22 protein-coding genes are annotated in these 21,658 nt (G+C 61.9%); 18 read left to right on the forward strand and 4 right to left on the reverse strand.

The window, feature by feature from the left end; all coding sequences use genetic code 11:
• The first annotated feature begins 42 nt into the window (after positions 1-42).
• The 3 genes from IHE30_RS13850 (at position 43) to rimO (ending at position 3,379) form a co-directional block, all read left to right on the forward strand.
• Positions 43-783 carry a 3-ketoacyl-ACP reductase gene (locus IHE30_RS13850; RefSeq protein WP_337691419.1) on the forward strand — a complete coding sequence of 247 codons (741 nt, stop codon included), beginning with the start codon at positions 43-45 and terminating at the stop codon, positions 781-783.
• A gap of 110 nt (positions 784-893) precedes the next feature.
• On the forward strand, positions 894-1,469 hold the full coding sequence (gene phaR, locus IHE30_RS13855) for a polyhydroxyalkanoate synthesis repressor PhaR (RefSeq protein WP_337691420.1): 576 nt from the start codon (positions 894-896) through the stop codon (positions 1,467-1,469).
• 572 nt (positions 1,470-2,041) lie between these two features.
• A complete protein-coding gene (rimO, locus tag IHE30_RS13860) occupies positions 2,042-3,379 on the forward strand; it encodes a 30S ribosomal protein S12 methylthiotransferase RimO (protein ID WP_337691482.1) in 1,338 nt (445 codons plus the stop codon).
• Positions 3,380-3,382: 3 nt separating this feature from the next.
• Here rimO and IHE30_RS13865 read toward each other — a convergent pair whose 3' ends face one another.
• A complete protein-coding gene (locus tag IHE30_RS13865; RefSeq protein ID WP_337691423.1) occupies positions 3,383-3,781 on the reverse strand; it encodes a hypothetical protein in 399 nt (132 codons plus the stop codon).
• A 109-nt stretch (positions 3,782-3,890) separates the two neighbouring features.
• Between IHE30_RS13865 and IHE30_RS13870 the strand changes: the two genes are divergently transcribed.
• Together IHE30_RS13870 and IHE30_RS13875 are read left to right on the forward strand one after the other, a co-directional pair.
• A complete protein-coding gene (locus tag IHE30_RS13870; protein ID WP_337691424.1) occupies positions 3,891-4,466 on the forward strand; it encodes a hypothetical protein in 576 nt (191 codons plus the stop codon).
• A 17-nt stretch (positions 4,467-4,483) separates the two neighbouring features.
• On the forward strand, positions 4,484-5,689 hold the full coding sequence (locus IHE30_RS13875; RefSeq protein WP_337691427.1) for a cystathionine beta-lyase: 1,206 nt from the start codon (positions 4,484-4,486) through the stop codon (positions 5,687-5,689).
• A 46-nt stretch (positions 5,690-5,735) separates the two neighbouring features.
• On the opposite strand, the gene serB is transcribed toward IHE30_RS13875, so the two are convergent.
• Positions 5,736-6,575 (reverse strand): phosphoserine phosphatase SerB, encoded by an 840-nt coding sequence (serB, locus tag IHE30_RS13880; protein ID WP_337691428.1) that lies wholly within the window; start codon positions 6,573-6,575, stop codon positions 5,736-5,738.
• Positions 6,576-6,878: 303 nt separating this feature from the next.
• Between serB and IHE30_RS13885 the strand changes: the two genes are divergently transcribed.
• From IHE30_RS13885 to IHE30_RS13945, 13 genes are all read left to right on the forward strand, one after another.
• A complete protein-coding gene (locus IHE30_RS13885; RefSeq protein ID WP_337691429.1) occupies positions 6,879-7,454 on the forward strand; it encodes a DUF6013 family protein in 576 nt (191 codons plus the stop codon).
• Positions 7,455-7,700: 246 nt separating this feature from the next.
• Entirely contained in the window at positions 7,701-7,958 is a 258-nt protein-coding gene (locus IHE30_RS13890) for a hypothetical protein (protein WP_337691431.1), read from the forward strand.
• Positions 7,930-8,157 (forward strand): hypothetical protein, encoded by a 228-nt coding sequence (locus IHE30_RS13895; protein ID WP_337691432.1) that lies wholly within the window; start codon positions 7,930-7,932, stop codon positions 8,155-8,157. Before IHE30_RS13890 ends, IHE30_RS13895 begins: the two co-directional genes overlap by 29 nt.
• Before the next feature lie 10 nt (positions 8,158-8,167).
• Positions 8,168-9,760 carry an ABC-F family ATPase gene (locus IHE30_RS13900; protein WP_337691434.1) on the forward strand — a complete coding sequence of 531 codons (1,593 nt, stop codon included), beginning with the start codon at positions 8,168-8,170 and terminating at the stop codon, positions 9,758-9,760.
• Entirely contained in the window at positions 9,717-10,817 is a 1,101-nt protein-coding gene (locus tag IHE30_RS13905) for an asparaginase (protein ID WP_443193678.1), read from the forward strand. Before IHE30_RS13900 ends, IHE30_RS13905 begins: the two co-directional genes overlap by 44 nt.
• Positions 10,818-11,175: 358 nt before the next feature.
• On the forward strand, positions 11,176-13,002 hold the full coding sequence (locus IHE30_RS13910) for a hypothetical protein (RefSeq protein WP_337691439.1): 1,827 nt from the start codon (positions 11,176-11,178) through the stop codon (positions 13,000-13,002).
• Positions 13,003-13,368: 366 nt separating this feature from the next.
• Entirely contained in the window at positions 13,369-13,746 is a 378-nt protein-coding gene (gene rpsF / locus IHE30_RS13915) for a 30S ribosomal protein S6 (RefSeq protein ID WP_041753437.1), read from the forward strand.
• Positions 13,747-13,791: 45 nt separating this feature from the next.
• A complete protein-coding gene (gene priB / locus IHE30_RS13920; RefSeq protein WP_337691444.1) occupies positions 13,792-14,094 on the forward strand; it encodes a primosomal replication protein N in 303 nt (100 codons plus the stop codon).
• A gap of 2 nt (positions 14,095-14,096) precedes the next feature.
• The gene (gene rpsR, locus IHE30_RS13925) at positions 14,097-14,372 is read left to right on the forward strand and encodes a 30S ribosomal protein S18 (RefSeq protein WP_076785003.1); all 276 of its coding nucleotides are present in this window, start codon (positions 14,097-14,099) and stop codon (positions 14,370-14,372) included.
• A gap of 26 nt (positions 14,373-14,398) precedes the next feature.
• Positions 14,399-14,851 carry a 50S ribosomal protein L9 gene (rplI, locus tag IHE30_RS13930; RefSeq protein WP_337691449.1) on the forward strand — a complete coding sequence of 151 codons (453 nt, stop codon included), beginning with the start codon at positions 14,399-14,401 and terminating at the stop codon, positions 14,849-14,851.
• 112 nt (positions 14,852-14,963) lie between these two features.
• The gene (locus IHE30_RS13935) at positions 14,964-16,352 is read left to right on the forward strand and encodes a replicative DNA helicase (RefSeq protein WP_337691452.1); all 1,389 of its coding nucleotides are present in this window, start codon (positions 14,964-14,966) and stop codon (positions 16,350-16,352) included.
• A gap of 166 nt (positions 16,353-16,518) precedes the next feature.
• On the forward strand, positions 16,519-17,145 hold the full coding sequence (locus tag IHE30_RS13940; RefSeq protein WP_337691454.1) for a DUF47 domain-containing protein: 627 nt from the start codon (positions 16,519-16,521) through the stop codon (positions 17,143-17,145).
• Positions 17,146-17,157: 12 nt separating this feature from the next.
• Positions 17,158-18,168 (forward strand): inorganic phosphate transporter, encoded by a 1,011-nt coding sequence (locus IHE30_RS13945; protein ID WP_337691456.1) that lies wholly within the window; start codon positions 17,158-17,160, stop codon positions 18,166-18,168.
• A 179-nt stretch (positions 18,169-18,347) separates the two neighbouring features.
• On the opposite strand, the gene IHE30_RS13950 is transcribed toward IHE30_RS13945, so the two are convergent.
• Entirely contained in the window at positions 18,348-19,388 is a 1,041-nt protein-coding gene (locus IHE30_RS13950) for a C40 family peptidase (protein ID WP_337691458.1), read from the reverse strand.
• A 253-nt stretch (positions 19,389-19,641) separates the two neighbouring features.
• Complete coding sequence (locus IHE30_RS13955; protein ID WP_337691460.1) at positions 19,642-21,540, reverse strand: PhoH family protein; 1,899 nt, start codon at positions 21,538-21,540, stop codon at positions 19,642-19,644.
• Positions 21,541-21,658: the final 118 nt, after the last annotated feature.

The raw sequence follows: 21,658 nt of genomic DNA on the forward strand, positions 1-21,658 counted from the left end.
CATTGGCACAAGCAATAAAATCAATATCGGAGGACGTGACAGATGACACCGCGCATTGCATACGTAACAGGAGGGATGGGCGGCATTGGCACCGCGATCTGCCAGCGGCTGCACCGCGACGGATTTCGCGTGGTGGCTGGGTGTGGCCCGAACTCGCCCCGTCGCATAAAATGGCTCGACGACCAGAAGGCATTGGGCTTCGAGTTCATCGCGTCCGAGGGCAATGTCGGCGATTGGGGCTCAACCAAAGCGGCGTTCGACAAAGTCAAGGCCGAAGTCGGTGATATCGACGTGCTGGTTAACAACGCGGGCATCACGCGTGACGTGGTGTTCCGCAAGATGACTGTCGAGGACTGGGCTGCGGTGATTGATACGAACCTGACGAGCCTGTTCAACGTTACGAAGCAGGTCATCGACGGTATGGTCGAGCGTGGTTGGGGACGAGTGATCAATATCTCGTCGGTGAACGGCCAAAAAGGGCAGTTCGGGCAGACGAACTACTCGACGGCCAAGGCCGGCATCCATGGTTTCACGATGGCACTCGCGCAAGAGGTGGCGACCAGGGGCGTGACCGTTAATACTGTGTCGCCGGGCTACATCGGCACCGATATGGTCAAGGCAATTCGTCAAGACGTGCTCGAGAAAATCATCGCGACCATTCCGGTCAAGCGCCTCGGCGCGCCGGAGGAAATTGCATCGATTGTCTCGTGGCTCGCATCGGACGAATCGGGCTTTGCGACAGGTGCGGACTTCTCCCTGAACGGTGGTCTGCATATGGGGTGATGCGTGTGTGGCGCGCGCGACCCCACGCGCGCCGCGCAGGCATCGCAGAACAAGGGGCATGCTGTCCGTCGAGGATGGCACGTCTGCATTCTCGTCCTTGAAGGCGTGACATGACGACTACAAAGAAACCTGCCGAACGTTTGATCAAAAAATATCCGAACCGTCGGCTTTACGATACCGAGACGAGCACGTACATTACGTTGAGCGACGTGAAGCAACTCGTGCTGGATCAGGAAGCGTTCAAGGTGGTCGACGCCAAGTCCAACGAGGACCTGACGCGCAGTATCTTGCTGCAGATTATCCTTGAGGAGGAAAGCGGCGGGGTGCCAATGTTCTCGTCATCGATGCTGTCGCAAATCATTCGTTTCTATGGTCACGCGATGCAAGGCTTGATGGGAGCGTACCTGGAAAAAAATATTCAGGCGTTCATCGACATCCAGAATAAGTTTGCCGAGCAATCAAAAGGACTGTACGACAACAATGCGCTGAATCCGGAAATCTGGTCGCAGTTCATGAACATGCAAGCGCCGATGATGCAAGGCATGATGACCAGCTACATCGAACAGTCGAAGAACATGTTTGTGCAGATGCAAGAGCAAATGCAGAACCAGGCCAAAATCCTGTTTAGCAGCTTTCCGTTTGCGCCGGGTGGCGGCACGTCATCGACCGGCGGTGATAAGAAATAGTCGGCGCCAGTGCGCTGGGTGGCGCTTTCCACCGGTACTCGATCGGCCGCCGGGCGGGTGCCGGCTCGTATGCCGATGGGTGCTGGACCGCCCGCTGGACGGGTGCCGGCTCGTATGCCGGGCGGGTGCCGGAGCGCGCGCCGAGCGGGTGCTGGATCAATCGCTGGACGGGTGCCGAATCGCCCGCCGATGGGTGCCCGATCGCCCGCCGCGCGGGGATCGGATCGCATGCTGAGTGGGCGCCGGGCGCGTACCGTTCCGGCGCTGTGCTACATTGCGCCTCTACAGGCGGCGGCTATCACACGAACGACGTCTATCAATCTTCGGCAGCGGCTGTGTCAAGAATGAAGTGGCCGGTTGTGTCGACGTATTCCGAACACGGGCAAACGTCACGCGCAGCGGCTCGCCGTGGTCACAGCGGAACTCGAAGCCTTCTGAGGAGGTGACTGTGTCCGGCACGGTAAAATGTTGCTTTGTCGGCGCACGGCGCTAGAAACCCTCACCAGTACGGTACATTAGTGAAAAGCCATCACGAAGCAAAGGTCAAGCCGGATTGCGCGCCCAAAGTCGGCATGGTCAGCCTCGGCTGTCCAAAGGCGCTTGTCGATTCTGAGCAGATCATCACGCAACTGCGCGCGGAAGGCTATCAGATCTGCGGTACCTATGACGGTGCCGATTTGGTCGTCGTCAATACATGCGGCTTTATCGATGAGGCCGTGCAGGAAAGCCTTGACGCAATCGGTGAAGCACTGGCCGAGAATGGCAAGGTCATTGTCACCGGCTGCCTGGGTGCGAAAAAGAACGCGAGCGGCACGGGTCTGATTGAGCAGGTTCACCCGAAGGTGCTCGCCGTGACTGGCCCGCATGCACTCGGTGAAGTGATGCAGGCCGTCCATGCGCATTTGCCCAAGCCGCACGATCCGTTTGTCGATCTAGTGCCAGCGGCTGGTATCAAGCTCACGCCGAAACACTATGCATACCTGAAGATCTCCGAGGGGTGTAATCACCGCTGTACGTTCTGCATCATCCCGTCGATGCGCGGCGATCTCGTCTCGCGTCCAGTCGCGGAAGTGATGCTTGAAGCCGAGAACCTGTTCAAGTCCGGCGTTAAGGAACTGCTGGTGATCTCGCAGGACACGAGCGCGTATGGCGTCGATGTGAAGTTCCGCACCGGCTTTTGGAACGGCCGCCCGCTGAGGACGCGAATGAACGAGCTTGCCGCGGCGCTCGGCGAACTGGCCGCCCAGTATGGCGCATGGGTGCGGCTGCACTACGTGTATCCGTATCCGAGCGTCGATGAAATCGTGCCGCTGATGGCCGACGGCCCGTATCGCAGCCACCTGCTGCCGTACCTGGACGTGCCGTTGCAACATGCCGATCCGCAGGTGCTCCGGCGGATGAAGCGGCCCGCGAACGCGGAAAAAACGCTGGAGCGCGTGCGGGCATGGCGTGAAGCGTGCCCGGACCTGACGATACGCAGCACGTTCATCGCCGGCTTTCCGGGAGAAACCGAAGCGCAGTTCGAAGTGTTACTAGATTTTATCCGCGAGGCGCAACTGGACCGGGTCGGCTGTTTCGCCTATTCCCCTGTCGAAGGGGCAAGCGCGAATGAACTCGATGGTGCGCTGCCGGACGACGTGCGCGAGGCCAGGCGTGCGAGATTCATGGCGGTCGCCGAGTCGGTCTCCGCCGAGCGCTTAAAGCGCAAGGTCGGCAAGACGCTGAAGGTGCTGATCGATGAAGTCAACGCCGACGGGGGCATCGGGCGTTCAGCGGCGGACGCGCCAGAAATCGACGGCGTGGTCTACGTGTCGCCGGCCAGCAAGGCATCGCGGCGCTATAAGGTCGGCGATTTTGTCAACGTTAGAATCACCGGTGCGGACGGGCACGACCTGTGGGGCGACGTCTGAGCACTATTCGTCCTCGGGCAGCGCCGGCTTGAAGCGGGGATTGATTGGCTTGTTCAGCGGCCCCTTGACCGGCAGCACCTTGACGACAGGTCCATGGTCGGTCTGTGTCGCGACGATATCGTATGAAATGTCCCCGGTGCACGTGTGCGCGATCCAGCGCTGCGGCTTACCGGGCGTCGGCGCCGCGTCGGAGGGCTTCTCGATATTCTGCACGCTGTCACAGCCGGAGCGCATCGACGCATCCAGCCGCACCATGTTATCTGCCGAACGGCTCGCCGGCGCAAGGTCCGGCGCGGTGGGCTCGCGGTGCGCGAACGGGATCGACCATGAACTGCAGGCAGCGAGCACCGTGCTCGCCGAAACGATGGCGGCGATGCCCGCCGCGCGCTTAAAAGCTGCCATTGCGATTCCTCGAAGCAATGCCTGTACGGTCCTTGCCGCCGTGCGCGGCGGCAAAACCCGGATCATACTCGCTTGCGCCGATATACTGATAACGCCACTTTTCTGACACATGCCGATGAAGCCCATTGCTTGTATTTCGATTACCTGTGTGATTTTGCTCGCGTTGTCGGCCTGCGGCGCGCCACAGCCGCGTAGCAGCGCCACCGACGCGGATGATGGTGCATCACGGGCGGCCGTACGCGCGCTGGCGCCGCCTGAGTTGCCGCTCAAGCCTAATCCACAATACGCGGACTTTCCGCTGTACACCGGCACGCTCGGCGCGCGGCCCATCGAAATGCGCTTGGGCGCGAAGTCCGATGACCCGACCGGCGTGCACGGCGAATACCGCTTCCTCGACGGTGCTGTCGGCGTCATTCTCGTGGCCGGCGATTTAGACAACGGCACGTTGCAGATCGAGGAATCGGACGACGGCACACACATTACGGGCAACTGGGTCGGCAAGGTGGCCGTGGACGGCAGCATCCAGGGCGAGCGGATGAATCCGGACGATTCCGAGCCGCAACCGTTCGAGTTGCAACCGTCCGACGCGGCCGCGCGCGGCGCGCGTTCTCCGATCCATGGGGCTGTCATCGGCGTGCCGTCGCACCACGTTGGCGGCGTGTCGAACCTGACAACAGGCCGATGAACAAGGAGGTTGAAACGATGACAAAGGATTTCTCCGCTGCGCCCGCCGGCGCAGCGCGCGACCCGCAAACCGAGTTGCTTCATCCCGCCGCGCCTGTGCAGCCCGGCTTTGAATCGTTCTCGGTGCCGACCGCACGGGCATCGACTGTGATATTCCCGGACCTGGCGGCGATGCGCGCGCTGGACTGGCGCAATGATGCGCAGTGGCGCTATGGCCTGCACGCGACGCCAACATCGGTAGCCTTGCAGCAGCGCATCGCAGCGATCGAAGGCGGGCGTTATGCATTGCTGCAGCCCTCCGGCCTGTCGGCGATCTCGAACGTCTATTTCGCATTCGTGAAGGCGGGCGACGACGTGCTGGTTCCGGACAACGTTTATTCCCCCAATCGCGACCATGGCGACTGGCTCGCGCAGGATTTCGGGATCACGGTTCGCTATTACGATCCGATGGTCGGCTCGGGAATAGCCGCGCTGCTGCGGCCGAATACGAAACTGATCTGGCTGGAGGCGCCCGGGTCTATAACGATGGAAGTGCCGGACGTGCCCGCCATCACGGCACTCGCGCGCGAGCGCGGCATCGTGACGGCGCTCGACAATACTTATTCGGCTGGTCTCGTGTTCAAGCCGTTCGAGCATGGGGTCGACATCTCGGTGCAAGCGCTGACCAAGTACCAGTCTGGCGGCAGCGACGTGCTGATGGGCGCGACGATCACGGCGGACCACGACTTGTACCTGGCGATGAAGCGGGCCCGGATGCGCGTCGGCCTCGGCGTGTCGGCCGACGATTGCTCGCTGGTGCTGCGTGGGTTGCCGTCGATGCAAGTGCGCTACCGCGCGCATGAGCGCAGCGCGTTGGCGATCGCCGGATGGTTGAAGTGCCGCCCGGAGGTCGCCGCGGTACTGCATCCGGCATGTGAAGACTGCCCGGGCCACGCATACTGGAAGCGGGATTTCACCGGTGCGGGAGGATTATTCTCGGTGGTGTTCGACCCACGCTATACGAGCGCGCAGGTCGACGCATTCGTCGAGGGGCTCGAGCTATTCGCGCTCGGCTGGAGCTGGGGGGGCGCGCACAGTATCGCGATGCCGTATGACATTGCGGCGATGCGTACCACCGGTACGTGGCCGCATCGTGGCGTGCTGGTGCGTTTCTATATCGGCTTGGAGCATGAGGCCGACTTGCGCGCCGACATCGAGCGCAGCCTGACGCGGCACCTGCGATGATGTAGCGCGCGCCGGCGATATCGCGCTCGCCGGTCATGCCACCGCGTCAGTCGAACAGGCGCAGCAGGCCGTCGAGCCCGACGTGATCGAACGCGCAGCTGGCGCGCTCACGCACCAGTGGCTTGGCGCGGAACGCGACTGACCAACCGGCCGATGCCATCATCGGCAAGTCATTCGAGCCGTCGCCGAGCGCGATCGCGCATGATGGCTCAATGCCGAGTTGGGCGCAGGTGTCGAGCAATGTGCGCGCTTTTACGTCGCCATTGACGATTTCGCCGACCACGCGTCCGGTCAACTTGCCGTCGACGATCTCCAGCGTGTTCGCTCGTGTGAAATCGAGTCCGAGCCGAAACTTCAGGCGCTCGGTGAAGAACGTGAAGCCGCCCGACACCAGCAGGGTTCGCAGGCCGGCGGCACGCGCGCCGTCGAGCATGGCTTGTGCGCCGGGCGACAGGCGCAAGCGCTGCTCGTACACGTTCGCGAGCACATTGGCGTCCAGGCCGGCGAGCAGACCGACGCGCTGCACTAGGCTCTCATTGAAATCCTTGATCTCGCCGCGCATCGCCGCCTCGGTGATGGCCGCCACCTGTGCCCTCAAACCGCAAAAGTCGGCGATCTCGTCGATGCACTCGATCGTGATCAGCGTCGAGTCCATATCCATCGCGACAAGGCCAAAATCCGCGAGCCGGCGCGGTGGAACATACGCGTAGTCGAGCTGGTGCATGCCACAGTAGGTGGCGATATCGGCGCGTTGCGACGGGCTCGCCTCGCACACGCGCAGCGCGTGCGCATCGAGGCGCTCGGCATGCGTGCCGCCTGCCAGCGCGGTCAGCAGTCGCAGATGGTCGTCGGACAGAGGCGCGGCGCTTTGGATTACTAGGTTCATCGTTCTACAGGTGTCGGTCGTCGAGGCGGATCGGCGGCGATCCGGGCCGCGTGCGTTGCGGCAAAAGCGGCTATTGTAGCTGCTCGCCGTGTGGCACTGCCTTGCCTCGCCGAGCGCACCGGGGAGCCGCCGGCTCAGTGTAGTTGGGACGATCGGTGGCTTGGCGGTGGCGCCTAACCTTGTCTCAGGTCAGGCGCGTGTAGCCCGTAGCGGCAACGCGGCATGGCCACCCGTCGCAGCATGCGCGATGCGCGCTACACTGATAGATACAGGTCCATCCATGTATAGCAAGGAGTCGATAACATGATGTCAAGCCGCTCGAGCATCCGATGCCGCGCAGCAATCCGTCGTGTCGTGGCGCGGCTGGGACCATTGATGCTGCCCATGGCGCTCGCCGCCGTGCCGGTGAGCGCCATCGCGCAGCTGCAACCGTTGCCCGAGGCATCTGCGCCGCGGGTAAAGTATACCGTCAAGGTGACGTCGAAAACGTATGGCAATGCGCAGCAAACGCGCTTCGTCCGCTCCGGACAGATCGATGATTACACGTGGCGCATGCCCGCTCCCGGTGCTCCAGCCTCGGTGCCGGCGCGTTGTCCCGGCGCAACCGGCATGCCGGTCGATGCCGCTGGCGCGCCGATCCGGCAAATCCAACTCAGGCTCACCCCAATCGTTCAGAATCATGTGGCGAACCTGCAACTGTACTTCAGCGGCCGCGCGGTGCAGGGCACATCGACCGTGATGGTCGATGGCAAGCCGCTGGCCTGTCCCAAAGCAGTGTCGTTTACCCAAGTCACCCAACTATCGTTACCAATCAATGGCAAAACCAAAACGTTGACGTTGTCGGACGGTACACGGTTGTCGCTGTCCGCCCAGTATTAGTGGCGCGTGCTAGTGGCGCGTGGCTAACTCCCCGGTCATGCGGTCCGCTCCAGTCCCAGTCTCGCCGGGCCGCGCTTCGACTCCAAGCAGGCTGCGAACGGCTGTCATCTTGGTCATTGGGTGACCGTGCACTAAATCAGTGCATGAGTTCGGATCCCCTTCGTTCCGAAAACGTGTTGCGATTGCGCGTCGCCTGCTGGGCGAGCGTGTGCTCGCCACCCGTGTACTGAACCTGATTCCACTGGCATGCCTGGTCACAATTCTAATTCACACCGGCTACAAGTTAGCCAAACCGCGACGTTAGCCAAGCCGCGACTATTCGTGACCGCGGCCCGTGAGGGCGCGGACCGGCTGTTGCCATTCGTCGCGACTATCGTCGGCGTGCTAGCGACCGACCTGTTGGCGGGCATTGGCATCGGGCTCGCGGTCAGCCTGCTGGTGGCCACGCGCCACGCTCACGCATTGCCTGGCGCAGGTGCCGAACCACGCGACGCTGATCATTGATGCGAAGCGGGTGGACTTCGTCGATCGGGAGGTGCGCGCCACGTTGCAAGCATTCGTCGCCGACGCGCCGCGGCGCGGCATGACGATCGAGATGCTGCACTGGCCACCGCGCTGCGCGCCGACCCGGCCGCGCTTGGGGGGCCCTGCCGCGGGCACTAGGGTGGTAAAATATCCGGTTTTCTCCCGAATCCTGCCCTGAGGACGTCCCTGTGCTGTCTACCGCGAACATTACGATGCAATTCGGGCCCAAGCCCTTATTCGAAAATATTTCCGTCAAGTTCGGCGAGGGCAACCGCTACGGGCTGATTGGCGCGAACGGTTGCGGCAAGTCAACATTCATGAAGATCCTTGGCGGCGACCTGGAGCCCAGCGCCGGCACGGTCATGCTCGAGCCGAACGTACGGCTGGGTAAGCTGCGCCAGGACCAGTTCGCGTATGAGGACATGCGGGTGCTCGACGTCGTGATGATGGGCCACAACGAGATGTGGCAGGCGATGAGTGAGCGCGACGCGATCTATGCGAATCCGGACGCGACCGATGACGACTACATGCGCGCCGCGGAACTCGAAGCGAAGTTCGCCGAGTACGGCGGCTACACGGCTGAGGCGCGCGCCGGTGAACTGCTGCTGGGCATCGGCATTGCGATCGAGGACCACAACGGGCCGATGAGCAACATCGCGCCGGGCTGGAAGCTGCGTGTGCTGCTGGCGCAGGCGCTGTTCTCCGACCCAGACGTGCTGCTGCTGGACGAGCCGACGAACAATCTGGACATCAATTCGATCCGCTGGCTCGAGAACGTCCTGAACGAGCGGGATTCGACGATGATCATCATCTCGCACGATCGGCACTTCTTGAACCAAGTCTGCACGCACATGGCAGACATGGACTTTGGCACGCTGAAGATCTACCCGGGCAACTACGACGATTACATGCTCGCGTCGGCGCAGGCGCGCGAGCGGCAAGCCGCCGCAAACGCGAAGGCCAAGGAGCGCATCGCGGATTTGCAGGACTTTGTGCGCCGCTTCTCCGCGAACAAGTCCAAGGCTCGCCAGGCGACGAGCCGGCTCAAGCAAATCGACAAGATCAAGATCGAGGAATTCAAGCCGTCGTCGCGGCAGAATCCATTCATCCGCTTCGAGTTCGATAAGAAGCTGCACAACATCGCGGTGCTTGCCGAGCAGATCACGAAGCAATATGACCGGACAATCTTCCAGAACCTGGACTTGTCCGTGCAGCCGGGCGAGAAGATTGCCATCGTTGGTGAGAATGGTGCTGGCAAGACCACGTTGCTGCGCGCGTTGTTCGGCAACCTGCCACTGGATCATGGGCACGTGAAGTGGGCCGAGAACGCGAATGTCGGCTACATGCCGCAGGACACGTCTGAGGCCTTTCCGGACGACGTGACGTTGACCGATTGGATCGACCCGTTCCGTCAGGAGGGCGACGACGAGACGATGGTGCGCGGCACGCTCGGGCGTCTGCTGTTTTCTGGTGACGACGTGAAGAAGTCCGTCAAGGTGCTCTCTGGCGGCGAAAAAGGGCGAATGCTGTGGGGCAAGCTGATGCTCGGCCGGCACAACGTGTTGCTGCTGGACGAGCCGACGAACCACATGGACATGGAGTCGATCGAGTCGCTGCAGATCGCGCTCGAGAGATACGAAGGCACGCTGATCTTCGTGTCGCACGACCGTGAATTCGTTAATGGCCTGGCGGACCGAATCATCGAGGTCCGCCCGGACGGCAAAATCGTCGACTTCAATGGCCGCTACGACGAGTTCCTTGCCAGCCAGGGGCTCGAATAAGCGTGGACGCGGCGCATCGGAGACGGGCATGAGCCTGGAGGCGGGGTACCGCAGACAGCCCACGGTCGCCGTACTGGCGACCGGTGGCACGATCGCCGGCGAGGCGGCCGACGCGGCCCAGACCGTCGGCTACAAGGCCGGCGTGGTTGGCGTGGACCGGCTGCTGGCTGCCGTGCCGGGGCTGGACAGCGTTGCGACAATCCGTGCGGAGCAGGTGGTCAGCATCGACAGCAAAGACATCGACGATGCGCTGTGGATCGTGCTGACGCGCCGTGTCAATGCATTGCTCGCGCGGGACGACATCGATGGGCTTGTGATCGTGCATGGCACCGATACGCTGGAGGAGACCGCGTATTGGCTGCACTTGACCGTGATGAGCACGAAGCCGGTCGTGCTGACCGCAGCGATGCGGCCGTTTACCGCGTTGTCGGCCGACGGACCCCTGAATGTGTTCAATGCGGTGACGCTCGCCGCGTATCCGGGTGCGGCGTCGCACGGCGTGCTGGTCGCGTTCGCGAACCGGATCCATGGCGCGCGTGATATCACGAAGGTCAGCACGTATGCGGTCGACGCATTCGCGTCGCCGGAAAGTGGGGTACTGGGCTGGGTTCAGGATGGGCGGGTTGAATTCCAGCGGCGCGTGACACGTGCGCATACGGTTGAATCGGTGTTCAAGCTCGATGCCATCGATATACAGCATACGCTGCCGGCGGTCCAGGTTGTCGTCAGTCATGCCGGCGCGTCGCGGGTGGTGGTTGACGCGCTGGTCGACGCCGGCGTGCGCGGCATCGTCGTGGCTGGAACCGGCAATGGTTCGATTCACGCGACGTTGCAGCAGGCACTGGCCGATGCGCGTGCACGCGGCGTCGCGGTAGTGCGCTCGTCGCGCGTCGGCTCTGGGCATGTGATGCGCAACGGCGCTGCGCCGGATGACGCGCTGGGCCTGGTTAGCGCTGGCACGCTGAACCCGTACAAAGCACGCGTGCTGCTGATGCTCGCGCTCGCGCACGGCTGGAGCGAGCCTGCGATGCTGCAGAGCCTGTTCAACCAGTACTGATGATTAGCCGGTGCTGCACCGATCGATGATCCTGTTGCGCGCGATCCAATATGTAATCCTAATCACCGTCTATCGGTGCGGGCGGCGCGTGGCTGCTGTCGCTGGTGCTGTCCTAAGTTCGCGTAGCGACGATGATGGGCCGGCCATTGCGGTACTTTGACAAAGGTCGGCCCGGGCATGGGTGACATGCACTCGGGCCTGGCTCAACCGGTTCGGCCAGCACAGGCGCAATGCATGCAGCCAGACAAAGCAAACCTAGCGAATCGCCGGCCACGGCTGACGAATAGCCGCTCGCATCGGCGGAGCATGGGTTGCTGCTCCCGCTTCTTGCATAGCTGCCCTATCAACGGAGGCTATTATGGTCAGTAAGATCAGTCACGTGAGCCACGCCCAGAACGCTGAAGGCGACAGCCATGCCGCTGTCTTGCCGCAGACGCGTCGCGGGTCGGTCAGCGCCGCCGAGCGGCCCATTGCTTCCCTGCTCAACGGGTTGCCGCGCGCTCATGAGCCGGCCGAATGGTGTGGCGTGTTGGCGCAAAAGCCACTGCGCAACGTGTCATCAAAACCGCGCTCGTTGACTGCCTTGCCAACAGAGATTTTGTATCACATTGCGAGCGTCGGCGGACACGATGTGCTGCAGCCGTTCCAGCGGTCGAAAAATACTCGACTGATGGCGATCGCCGACGCGATGACGCGCTCCATAACGGTCTCGAACGCGTCCGAGATGGGTACGGTGCTGAAAGACATTCAACAGCAGCGTTATCCGCGGATTAAGGCGTTGAGCTTTGGTGACGGTTGCATCGAAAAAGGCTGCATCGGAGAATTAAAAGTTCAACGGTTGACTGATTTGCTACGTAGTCCAGATTGTACGATCACTTCGCTGGTTCTAAGCCACAATCCGATCAGTGCAAAAAGCATGAAGTTTCTGGCGGACGCATTATGTGATCCGAACTGCCAACTCACGTCGTTGAACCTAAACCATTGCCGCATTTCCAGGCGAGGTGCCCAACATCTCGGGCGGGCGCTGACCAACCCGAATGGCAAGTTGAAGTCGCTGAGCTTGTACGCCAATCGGACCGGTGACGAAGGCGCCGCGCCGGTGATCCAAGCGTTGGCTAACGAACACTGCAAGCTTGAGTCGCTCGACCTGGGACGCAATTTGCTGCAGGAAGCCAGTGCGGCGCAACTGAGTCGTGTATTGGGCGATCCCGCTTGCAAGCTTGTGTCGCTGAACCTGAGCAGTAATCACATCCATGACGAAGGTGTTGCGCATTTGGCCCGTATGTTGTCCAACCAGCGTTGTGGTCTCACGATGCTGAGTCTACGCGACAATGGCGTCAGCGATCGCAGTATTGAGTCCCTGTGCGCGGCGCTGACCCACCCCGGCGGCAGTCTGACGGCGCTGGATTTGGGCAACAATCGCATCGGTGAAGCGGGCGCCGAGCATATTGGGCAGGCGCTCGCCAACCCACATTGCAAGCTCGTCGGGCTCAGCCTGAGACAAAATAATATCGCGGATGGCGGTGTGCGGCACATCGCGCGCGCGCTGACTGATTCAAATTGCAAGCTGACGTCACTTGACGTCGGATCCAATGGTATGAGTGCGCAAGGTGCGGAACACTTGGGCCGTGCGCTGGGCAACGCAGGTTGTCAACTCACGTCGCTGGATTTGCAGGGCAATCAGATCGGCGCTGACGGCGCCAAGCAGGTGGCCGATCTGTTAAGTCATCCCAATTGCAAGCTAGTGTCGCTTGGGCTCGGCAGCAATACAATCGGCAACGACGGGGCAGAGCATATCGCCCGCGCGATCAGCGATGCAAATTGCAAGGTTGTGTCGCTGAATCTTGCGTTCAATGCAATCGACCACCGAGGGGTTGAGCTGGTGAGCCGGGCGCTAGCCAATCCGAATTGTAAAGTCACGTCACTAAACCTGTCTTCTAACGCTATCGGCGCGCAGGGTGTCGAACATCTGGGCGTCCCATTGGGGCTCGCAAACTGCAGGTTGAGGTCGTTGGACCTGACGGACACGGAGATCGACGACGAAGGCGCGTTACGGTTGATCGGCGTACTACACAGGCGTGCCTACAGGCTTGCTTCGCTGAACATGGAAGACAACCCGGTGAGCCCTGACGTGCGCAGCCAGTTGCAATCGCTGAATCATGGCGCGCGCCGTGTCGTCGTCTGAGCTTTGTAGTCGGGTCCGCAGGTTGTCTGGTGCGGCCCCACTTCACTTGCGCGGACCGAGCCAGTGAGCGCTGCCCAACCGGGCCTTGATGGCAAGCCCGATGCCGGTGCGTGATTAGGCTGAATGGCCGACAGCCCAGCCCGGCCCGACACGACACGACCCGACCCGACACGACCCGACACGACCCGACCCGACCCGACACGACACGACACGACACGACACGACACGACCGGCGATAACCTATTGAAATTGCGTCAGAAACCCAAGCGCTGATTGCGCATGCGGGGCAGTTAGGCTAAAATTGCGCGTTTCTCGCTTGCCACACCGGTTCGACGCTCGGGTGGCTTCTATCCATAAGGAGTGTCTATGCGTCACTATGAAATCACGTTCATCGTGCACCCCGACCAGAGCGAGCAGGTGCCCGCAATGATCGAGAAGTACAAGTCAACGATCACCAGCCACGGTGGCCAGATCCACCGTATCGAGGACTGGGGCCGCCGTCAGTTGGCTTACATGATCGAAAAGCTCGCGAAGGCGCACTACGTCTGCATGAACATCGAATGTGACCAGGCCACGCTCGACGAACTGGAACATGCGTTCAAGTTCAACGACGCGGTGCTGCGCCACTTGATCGTCAAGATGAAAAAAGCCGAGACCGGCCCGTCGCCGATGATGAAGGAAGTGCAGCGTGAGGAAGCGAAGAAGGCGGCTGCACAGCCGCAAGCTTCCGAAGCGCAGGCGTAACGTAGCGGGCAATATCAGGGAACAGGCGCAAGCCGTCACGCGCGCATGTCGAACCGGTTGCAGCTCGTGGCGAGCGTTATCGAGCGCGATCCGGTGCGTTATACGCCAGCCGGCGTGCCGATCGTCAATTGCGTATTGCGGCACGAGTCGGAAGTTGTCGAGGCGGGTGTCAGCCGCCGCGTCGAGTTGACGATTCCGGCGTTGGCCGCCGGCGACGTTAGCGGCAAGGTGGCGGCGTGCGGATTGGGCGTTCACGCGCATTTCGACGGTTTTCTGGCCCGAAGACACCGTAACGCGAAAACCCTGGTATTTCACATCACAGCATTGCAGGATATAGAAAAGGACTGATCATGGCTCGTCCCACTGGTAAGAAATTTGACAAGCGTCGCCAGCAACAGAACCCGCTGTTCAAGCGCAAGAAGTTCTGCCGCTTCACGGCAGCCGGCGTCGAGTATATCGACTACAAGGATATCGAGACGCTGAAGGACTTTATTGGCGAAAACGGCAAGATCACGCCGGCGCGCCTGACTGGCACGAAGGCTCACTATCAACGCCAGCTCGACACGGCGATCAAGCGGGCGCGCTTCCTCGCGCTGCTGCCGTACACGGACCTGCACAAGGCCTAAGCCGGCGTCGATCAAGGAGAATTCGAATGCAAGTTATTCTGTTGGAAAAGGTTGTCAACCTCGGTAATCTGGGCGACATCGTCAAGGTCAAGGACGGCTACGCGCGTAACTTCCTGATTCCGCAGCGCAAGGCTCGCCGTGCGACGAAGGACGCAATCGCCGAATTCGAAGTGCGCCGTGCGGAACTCGAGAAGGTCGCGGCCGACAAGCTGGCCGCCGCGCAGGCCCAAGGCGAGAAGCTGGCCGGCCTGACGCTGCAGATTACGCAGAAGTCGGGTGTCGATGGTCGTCTGTTCGGCTCGGTCACGAATCAGGACATCGCCGTCGCGCTCAAGCAGCAAGGCTTTGACGTCGAGAAAGCACAGGTGCGCCTGTCGCAAGGTCCGCTGAAGATTGTGGGTGACCATCCGGTGCAAGTGGCGCTGCACACCGACGTGGTGACGGACATCACGGTGTCGGTGCTCGGCGAGCACGCGTAAGACTGCTGCGCACCTTCGGGTGTCGCATGCAAGCAGGATCCGGGCAACCGGTTCCTGCTTTTTTTGTGTCATGCCATTGCGCGAATGGCTGAATGACCGATAATCGGTGCCCATGAACGCTTCAAACCACGATCCGCAACTTGAGTCACTGAAGGTCCCACCGCATTCGATCGAGGCCGAACAGTCGGTGCTTGGCGGTTTGCTGCTCGACAACGGCGCGTGGGACCGGATTGCGGATTTCCTGGGTCACCAGGATTTCTACCGCTTTGATCACCGGCTGATCTACGAGCACATCGGCAAGCTGATTGCCACGTCGCGGCCTGCCGATGTGATCACGGTGTTTGAGTCGCTATCCAGCGCGGGCAAGGCGGACGATGTCGGCGGTCTTGCCTATCTGAATGCGCTCGCGCAGAACACGCCGAGCGCGGCGAACATCCGACGGTATGCCGAGATCGTTCGCGACCGCGCGGTGTTGCGCAAGCTAGTGACCGTTGCCGACGAGATTGCCGGTGACGCGTTCAATCCGCAGGGCAAGGAGGTCCGGCAACTGCTGGACGAGGCCGAGGCAAAGGTCTTCTCCATCGCGGAGGAGGGTCAGCGCGGCACGCAAGGATTTCTCGAAATCGGGCCGTTGTTGACCCAAGTGGTCGAGCGGATCGACACGCTGTACCATACGGCGAATCCGAGCGATGTGACCGGCACGCCGACCGGCTTCATCGACCTGGACCGGATGACCTCTGGGATGCATGGCGGCGAGTTGATCATCGTTGCCGGACGGCCATCGATGGGTAAAACCGCGTTTTCGATGAACATCGGGGAATATGTCGCGGTCGAGTACGGTTTGCCAGTCGCGGTATTTTCGATGGAAATGCCGGGCACGCAGCTCGTGATGCGGATGCTCGGCTCGATTGGCCGGCTCGACCAACACCGGATGCGTACCGGGCGGCTGACCGACGAGGATTGGCCTAAGCTCACGCACGCGGTGCAGAAAATGAGTGAAGCGCAGATCTTTATCGACGAGACGGGCGGGCTCAATCCGATGGAATTGCGCTCGCGGGCACGGCGACTTGCGCGTCAGTGCGGCAAGCTAGGCTTGATTATTGTCGATTATCTGCAACTGATGACGGGCTCGTCGCCGGGTGAGAACCGCGCGACAGAGATCTCCGAGATTTCGCGCTCGCTCAAGAGCCTAGCCAAGGAGCTTGACGTGCCAGTTATCGCGCTGTCTCAGCTAAACCGGGGCTTGGAGCAGCGGCCGAACAAGCGTCCAGTCATGTCGGATCTGCGCGAATCTGGCGCGATCGAGCAGGATGCGGACGTGATCTTGTTTATTTACCGCGACGAGGTTTACAACCCGGACAGCCCCGACAAGGGGACGGCCGAGATCATTATCGGTAAGCAGCGGAACGGGCCGATTGGGCCCGTTCGCCTCACATTCCTGGGGCCGTATACAAAATTTGATAATTTCGCTGGCGTGTCGACGTTCTACGACAGCGAATAACCCGGATGTGTCTTTAACGTCGCCTATTTATGTCTGCTCAATCGCGCGCGCCACGCTTGTGCTGCGCCGTGTCACAGCGGCACGCCTATTACACATCGCGCAGGGTGGCGACGCCCAGGTACAATATTGCACTTTTGTGTCAGCGCCCATTACTTCCGAGGGATTCATGTTCGGACGCTTCATGCCTACCGAAGGCAAGTTTTTCGAAATTTTTAACGCCCACGCGAAATGCATGGTCGACGCCAGTCTCGAACTCGAGCGGTTGATCGAAGACCTGCCCAATGCGGAGGTTCACAAGCAGAACGTGCAAGCGAATGAGAAACGTGCCGACAAGCTGACGCACGAATGTATCGATTTGCTGCACAAAACCTTTATCACGCCGTTAGACCGCGACGAGGTGCATAAGCTGATCACGACGATGGACGACATCCTCGACTTAATGGAGGATGTCGCCACTGCGGTGTCGCTGTATGACGTGCGTGCAGTAACCTCTGAGGCGAACGAACTCGCGCATGTCTGCCGGCTGACGTGCGAGCGCGTGCAGACGGCGGTGGGCCTGCTGCACGACATGAAACGCGCCACTGCGATCCTGAAGGCCTGCGAGGAGATCGATCGCTACGAATCCGATGCGGATCGCCTGCTGCGCTCGGCGATGTCCAAGCTGTTTCGCGAGGAGGACGACGTCAAGACGCTGATCAAACTGAAGGCGATCTTCGAGTTGCTTGAAGCCGTAACGGACAAGTGCGAGGATGTCGCGAACATCATCGAAGGCATTGTGCTCGAGAACGCATAGATAGGGCAGCTGATGCATTCGATCCAACTTGCTCTATGGGTGGTCGCGCTGCTGGTTGCCGTCGCGCTGATATTCGATTTCATGAACGGTTTCCACGACGCGGCAAACTCGATCGCGACCGTGGTGTCAACCGGGGTGCTCAAGCCACACCAGGCCGTGGCGTTTGCCGCCGGCTTCAACGTCGTCGCGTATTTCATTTTTCATCTGAAGGTGGCGGCCACGGTCGGCAAGGGCACAATCGACCCCGGCATCATCGATCACTACGTGGTGTTCGGCGCGCTGGTAGGGGCGATCGGCTGGAACATCGTGACTTGGTACTACGGGATCCCATCAAGCTCGTCGCATGCGCTGATCGGCGGCTTGGTCGGCTCGGCGCTGGCCAAGTCGGGGTGGGGCGCGCTGAACGTAGATGGACTGGCGAAGACGATCGCCTTCATTTTCGTGTCGCCGTTGCTCGGCTTCGTGCTCGGGTCGCTGTTCATGCTGCTCGTGTCATGGTTTTTCTTTCGCACGCCGCCAAGTCGCGTTGACCGGCGTTTCCGTCGGCTTCAACTCGTGTCCGCGTCGCTGTACAGCCTGGGGCACGGAGGCAACGACGCGCAGAAGACGATCGGCATCATTTGGATGTTGCTGATCGCGACCGGCTACGCGTCGGTGAGCGCCGCCGCGCCGCCGACATGGGTGATTGCCGGCTGCTACGTGTCAATGGGCCTGGGCACGTTGTTCGGCGGCTGGCGGATCGTGCGCACGATGGGGCAGCGCATCACGCGGCTCAAGCCGGTCGGTGGTTTTTGCGCGGAGACCGGTGGTGCGATTACGCTGTTCATGGCGTCGTGGCTTGGCATTCCGGTCTCGACGACGCACACGATCACTGGTGCGATCGTCGGTGTCGGGGCGACGCAGAAACTGTCAGCCGTACGCTGGGGTGTCGCCGGCAATATTGTCTGGGCCTGGATTCTGACGATTCCGGCATCCGCCGCGCTGTCTGCTGCCGGCTGGTGGCTCGGTCAGCGGCTGCTGTAGTGCTTAGATCACTGCCGCGCTGTCGCCCGTCCATCGCGAGGATCGTACCTTTCACGTCATTGGCACGCGCACTGGCCAGGAACAGCGCAACGTCGGTGATGTCGTTCAACCTCGCGTAGCAGCCCAGCGCAAGCCGCGGCTGGCTGCGCGCGAGCCATGCTGATCGGCTGGCTTGGCGCTCAGAAATTGCCGTGGGCGAAACGGGCGATGGGATCGTTGGCCGCGGCCGCCTGCGCTGGCGTGGCCATCGGCGTATCGGCCCCATAGTCGTGGCCGCCCGCAGCCGGCGTGGCGCTCGCCGTCACGGTGGCAGGATCGGGGGCGGCCGACATGATCGGCGCGGCGGTCCATGAAGCCGTTTGGTTGCGCGCGGTCGCAGTGGTCGGCTCGAACGCTTCGAACGATGTATCGCCGGCGTCCGCCATTGCGCCGATCGGGTCCGGCTCGACGGCACCGACGCCGCGCACCTGAGCACGTGCGAGGGATGCCGACGGTGGCGACGACGCGAACGCATCCTGGCCACTCGCGGCTTCGCCAGCGACATAAGCCATCCCGTGGTGCTGTGTACCCGCAGCAGCAGGCGCCACCCGGCTGGGCATCGCGCTGTTCGTGCCAGCCGGCGGTGTCGGTGGCGCTGAGGCCGCTAGCAGCATTGGTGCGTCAAACGGCCTCTTTGGCGCGTTGCGTACCGGGGCGACACGGCGAATGCCATCGAATCGCTTCGCCCAGTACGGGTTCGTTACGTAGTCGATGCGTACCGTGCCGCCGGTCGACGGCGCGTTGACGAAGCGCATGTTGCCCACGTAGATGCCGACGTGCGAATGTGGCCGGCCGGACGTGTTGAAGAAGACCAGGTCGCCGGGCGCGATTTCGCTCGGCTGAATCGGTCGCCCGCGTCGGCTCATTTCGGCCGTGGTTCGCGGCAATTCGACCGCCGCCGAGCGCGCGAGCACGTAGCGCACCAGTCCACTGCAGTCGAAACCGCTGCTTGGCGTGTTGCCTCCCCAACGATAGTGTACGCCGACTAGGCTCATCGCCTGGATCGATACTTCCTCCTGGCCGACGCTGTGATCCACGAAGCCGAGCCTAGACGATGGGCGCGTGCGGTAGCCGCTCGTCGGCGCTTCATCCCCGCGCGTGACTGGCGGCTGCACGCTGGAGCAAGCGGCAAGCAGGACAGCGATGGAGCAGGGCGCAAGTGCAATCCAGGGGAGGCGCATGAAGAATCGGGCGGGCGACCAGGCGCACGCCTTCCGGCGGGGCAATGTCCGAATCATAGCCGCCGCACCGGGCTCTGGCCAATACACTTAAGAAAGAACTTTAAGTTTCCTGGGGGAATCACGTCGCCTGGATGGCACACGTTTCGTATCGGCGGCCGGCGTGGCATCTCGAAAAAAGCGCCGGATCACTAGATCCGGCGCCGGAAGCTGACGTCGGCTGGCGGTGGAAATCGCCGCGCTGTTCGTCACAGCACTACAGCACATCCGAGGCGTAATCTGCCAAGCGCGACCGCTCGCCACGCGCCAGCGTGACGTGGCCGCCGTGGGTCCACCCTTTGAAGCGGTCAACCACGTAGGTTAGCCCCGAACTGCCTTCGGTCAAGTACGGCGTGTCGATTTGCGCGATGTTGCCCAGGCAAATCATCTTCGTACCGGGGCCGGCCCGCGTGACCAACGTCTTCATTTGTTTCGGCGTCAGGTTCTGCGCTTCGTCGATGATCACGTATTTATCGACGAAGGTGCGCCCGCGCATAAAATTCATGCTCTTGACCTTGAGCCGCGAACGGATCAGTTCCTGCGTGGCGGCGCGTCCCCATTCACCGGCCGTGTCGTCGGTTTTTTGCAACACTTCGAGGTTGTCGTCGAACGCGCCCATCCATGGCTGCATCTTTTCCTCCTCGGTGCCGGGCAGAAATCCGATGTCCTCGCCTACCGGCACGGTCGCGCGCGTGACGATGATCTCGTTGTAGCGCTTGTCGTCGAGCACCTGCGCCAGACCTGCGGCCAATGCCATCAACGTCTTGCCGGTACCAGCCTGGCCGAGCAGCGTGACAAAATCGACCTCCGGGTTCATCAGCAAGTTCAGCGCGAAGTTTTGCTCACGGTTGCGCGCCGTGATGCCCCATACGTTGTTCTTGTGGTGCCCATAGTCGCGCAGCGTCTGCAGCAACGCTGTCCTGCCGTTGATTTCACGCACCACTGCGTGGAAGGTCGGCTCGCCGTTTTGGGGCTCGAGATAGACGAACTCGTTGACCAGCAGCGACGCACACAGCGGCCCGGTGACCCGGTAGTATGTGGTGCCGCTCTTGGTGTCCTGCCAGCTCTCCATGCCCTTGCCGTGCCGCGTCCAGAAATCCTGCGGCAGTGCGCGCACGCCCGAGTAGAGCAGGTCCTTGTCCTCGAGGACCTGGTCATTGAAATAGTCCTCGGCTGGCAAGCCGAGTGCATGCGCCTTAATACGCATGTTGATGTCTTTGGACACCAGCACAACTTGCCGCTCCGGCATTTGCGCTTGCAGCGCCCGCACAACGCCCAGAATCTGGTTATCCGCTTTGCCTTGCGGGAGCCCGACCACCGGTTCAATATGAGTGAGTTCGGTCTGAAAGAACAGGCGCCCGGCTGCTTCCCGGTTGCCCAGCTGCGACAGCGCGATGCCGGTGATCATCGCGCTGCCGGCGTCGGCCACCAGCGCGTCCAGCGTGCGGCTGACCTGCCGGGCATTGCGTGCGACCTCCGACATCCCTTTCTTATGGTTGTCGAGTTCCTCGAGCGTGATCATTGGCAGGTAGACATCGTGTTCCTCGAAGCGGAACACGCAACTCGGATCGTGCATTAGCACGTTCGTGTCGAGTACGAACAGCTTGCGCGTTGTGTCGGCGGCACGCGTCCTGGCCCGTCGCTGTGTGCCGCGCGTGCTCGGCGCGGCGGAAAGCGCGGGTGGTGTGACACGTGCCGGGGCGGGCGTCTCGCGCAACGCGACGGGTGCCGTCGGCACGGCCGCGTCGCGGGTCACCTCGGCTGGAACCGTGTCGGGGGCGGCCGTCTCGAGGGCGGGGCGTGACGGCCGAAGCAGCGCCGCGGTCTGCTTCGACTTGCGCTTGCGCGCGGTGGGTGTCTCGCGTACCACTTCCTCGTCCGGCAGCGCGGCGCGCAATGCCGCATTGTCTGCTTCGAGCGATGTCAGCGCCGGCAGGGGCTCGCTCGCGGCGGCGTTGAACGCGACGCCGTCGTCCCGGCTTGCGTAAGCGTCGTCATGGTCGTGCCCGGGGGCAGGCGAGCGCTTGCGTGCGCCTTTGGCCGTCTTCACCTTGGCCTTGTATTCGTCGGGTGAAAGCAGGTTTCCGAGTTTGCTCGGCGCGGTAGGCAAAGGCATGGTTTCCTCTGACGGAATCGGTTCAACGATGCACGCCACCCGGGGCGCCGACGCAGCGGCGCCCTCTGCGACGTGCGCGGGTATCAGTCATGTAATGGGCGCCGGTTCGCCTAGGTCG

Source organism: Mycetohabitans sp. B46, from assembly GCF_037389205.1.
GTDB lineage: Bacteria > Pseudomonadota > Gammaproteobacteria > Burkholderiales > Burkholderiaceae > Mycetohabitans.

Bases quoted from the DNA above. Each gene is read 5' to 3' on its own strand.
- IHE30_RS13905 (WP_443193678.1), top strand. From the start codon at position 9,717: ATGGCCGCTACGACGAGTTCCTTGCCAGCCAGGGGCTCGAATAAGCGT.
- IHE30_RS13940 (WP_337691454.1), top strand. From the start codon at position 16,519: ATGTTCGGACGCTTCATGCCTACCGAAGGCAAGTTTTTCGAAATTTTT.
- IHE30_RS13935 (WP_337691452.1), top strand. From the start codon at position 14,964: ATGAACGCTTCAAACCACGATCCGCAACTTGAGTCACTGAAGGTCCCA.
- rimO (WP_337691482.1), top strand. From the start codon at position 2,042: ATGGTCAGCCTCGGCTGTCCAAAGGCGCTTGTCGATTCTGAGCAGATC.
- IHE30_RS13850 (WP_337691419.1), top strand. From the start codon at position 43: ATGACACCGCGCATTGCATACGTAACAGGAGGGATGGGCGGCATTGGC.
- IHE30_RS13885 (WP_337691429.1), top strand. From the start codon at position 6,879: ATGATGTCAAGCCGCTCGAGCATCCGATGCCGCGCAGCAATCCGTCGT.
- IHE30_RS13865 (WP_337691423.1), bottom strand. From the start codon at position 3,781: ATGGCAGCTTTTAAGCGCGCGGCGGGCATCGCCGCCATCGTTTCGGCG.
- IHE30_RS13910 (WP_337691439.1), top strand. From the start codon at position 11,176: ATGGTCAGTAAGATCAGTCACGTGAGCCACGCCCAGAACGCTGAAGGC.
- IHE30_RS13870 (WP_337691424.1), top strand. From the start codon at position 3,891: ATGCCGATGAAGCCCATTGCTTGTATTTCGATTACCTGTGTGATTTTG.
- IHE30_RS13955 (WP_337691460.1), bottom strand. From the start codon at position 21,540: ATGCCTTTGCCTACCGCGCCGAGCAAACTCGGAAACCTGCTTTCACCC.
- IHE30_RS13890 (WP_337691431.1), top strand. From the start codon at position 7,701: ATGCCTGGTCACAATTCTAATTCACACCGGCTACAAGTTAGCCAAACC.
- IHE30_RS13950 (WP_337691458.1), bottom strand. From the start codon at position 19,388: ATGCGCCTCCCCTGGATTGCACTTGCGCCCTGCTCCATCGCTGTCCTG.
- phaR (WP_337691420.1), top strand. From the start codon at position 894: ATGACGACTACAAAGAAACCTGCCGAACGTTTGATCAAAAAATATCCG.
- rplI (WP_337691449.1), top strand. From the start codon at position 14,399: ATGCAAGTTATTCTGTTGGAAAAGGTTGTCAACCTCGGTAATCTGGGC.
- priB (WP_337691444.1), top strand. From the start codon at position 13,792: ATGTCGAACCGGTTGCAGCTCGTGGCGAGCGTTATCGAGCGCGATCCG.
- rpsF (WP_041753437.1), top strand. From the start codon at position 13,369: ATGCGTCACTATGAAATCACGTTCATCGTGCACCCCGACCAGAGCGAG.
- IHE30_RS13875 (WP_337691427.1), top strand. From the start codon at position 4,484: ATGACAAAGGATTTCTCCGCTGCGCCCGCCGGCGCAGCGCGCGACCCG.
- serB (WP_337691428.1), bottom strand. From the start codon at position 6,575: ATGAACCTAGTAATCCAAAGCGCCGCGCCTCTGTCCGACGACCATCTG.
- IHE30_RS13945 (WP_337691456.1), top strand. From the start codon at position 17,158: ATGCATTCGATCCAACTTGCTCTATGGGTGGTCGCGCTGCTGGTTGCC.
- rpsR (WP_076785003.1), top strand. From the start codon at position 14,097: ATGGCTCGTCCCACTGGTAAGAAATTTGACAAGCGTCGCCAGCAACAG.